General features: G+C 45.5%; 2 protein-coding genes. Both read right to left on the bottom strand.

The window, feature by feature from the left end:
* Positions 1-334, bottom strand: a 334-nt coding sequence (locus tag HP456_RS24110; protein ID WP_216663416.1) for a flavin monoamine oxidase family protein, incomplete at its 3' end; no start/stop codon positions are given.
* A 184-nt stretch (positions 335-518) separates the two neighbouring features.
* Positions 519-1,266, bottom strand: a 748-nt coding sequence (locus tag HP456_RS24105; RefSeq protein WP_216663415.1) for a Na+/H+ antiporter NhaC family protein, incomplete at its 5' end; no start/stop codon positions are given.

Raw genomic sequence — 1,266 nt, 5'->3', positions numbered from 1 at the left:
TAAAGCGATTGACCGGGAGGTTGAATTGTTTGATATATTCGAAGACCAATTGATGGCTCCCGGGAATTCTCATGGCACCAAAGTCCAGGTAGTTTCCGCAAGTAAATGGCTCCCTCACTGTATAAACTCTTCCGCCTATCCGGTTGTTCCCTTCCAGCACCGTCACCGCATGACCTGCTCTTTTAAGCAGTGAGGCGGCCACCAGTCCTGCCATGCCTCCTCCTAAAATAAGCACATGCTTAGGCTTGGAGGTGTGTTGAAATCCATTTCTAATGATTGACAATAAATCGTCTGGATAGTTTAAATCGTCAAAACCTTCCACCTTCGTCGACAAATCAGTTCCCCCCTTTCCTCCTATTCATATGAGAAAGAAAGAGATGGTAGAATATTGGCAATGACTCAATATCAATTTCTTCTGCGATTGGCATGCTGCGCTTTTCAAACTTCGATTCATTGAGTGTTCCAATACACACAAAAAAAAACCAGAAGCAGACTGCCTCTGGTTTTTTGTGTATCATTTATTGTGAAACTGCTGACTCTGTATTCTTTCCTTTTATAAAGCCGATTCCCCCCACCAGGACGATCACTGTGAGTAACCCCAGCAGGGTGCTTCCAGTGAATCCAAGTACGAGATAACCAATCGCAGCGGCTACTGCCCCAATGAGTGCATATGGAAGCTGTGTGAGTACATGGTCGATATGATTGCTTCCTGCTCCCGTAGAAGAAAGGATGGTTGTATCGGAAATCGGTGAACAATGGTCCCCAAGAACAGAACCCGCTAAGACTGCTGCCATCGCAGGAAGTAATACACTTACATCTGTCGCAGCTGCAATTTCCCCTGCAATCGGCAGAAGGATTCCGAATGAACCCCATGAAGTTCCTGTAGAGAACGCCATGATGGCCGCTACCAGGAACAGAAGCACAGGCAGGAGTTCTACGGGCATGTCTGATTTTTCCACCAGACCTGCTAAATACGTCCCGGTTTGAAGTTCATCGATTAATGTGACAATGGCCCATGCAAAGATCAGGATATACACTGCAGGAAGCATTGATTTGATTCCTTCCACCACCGCAGTCCCGACGGCATTACCTTGCACTCCTTTCAAATTTACTTGACGGAGGAAAAGAATAAGGGCAACCGCTAATGAAAATAAACTGCCGTACAATAATGATTTGGTAACATCCGTATTCTCAAATACCGGTATGATATCAAAAGAACCTACTGCTTTATATCCTGTCCAGAGCATCATACCGACTGTTCCGACT

Origin of the sequence: Bacillus haikouensis, from assembly GCF_013179555.1 — a bacterium.
Classification (GTDB): Bacteria; Bacillota; Bacilli; order Bacillales; family Bacillaceae_B; genus Rossellomorea; species Rossellomorea haikouensis_A.
The sequence above is the reverse complement of the archived record's forward strand: the minus strand, read 5'-3'. Positions and strand labels throughout refer to the sequence as shown.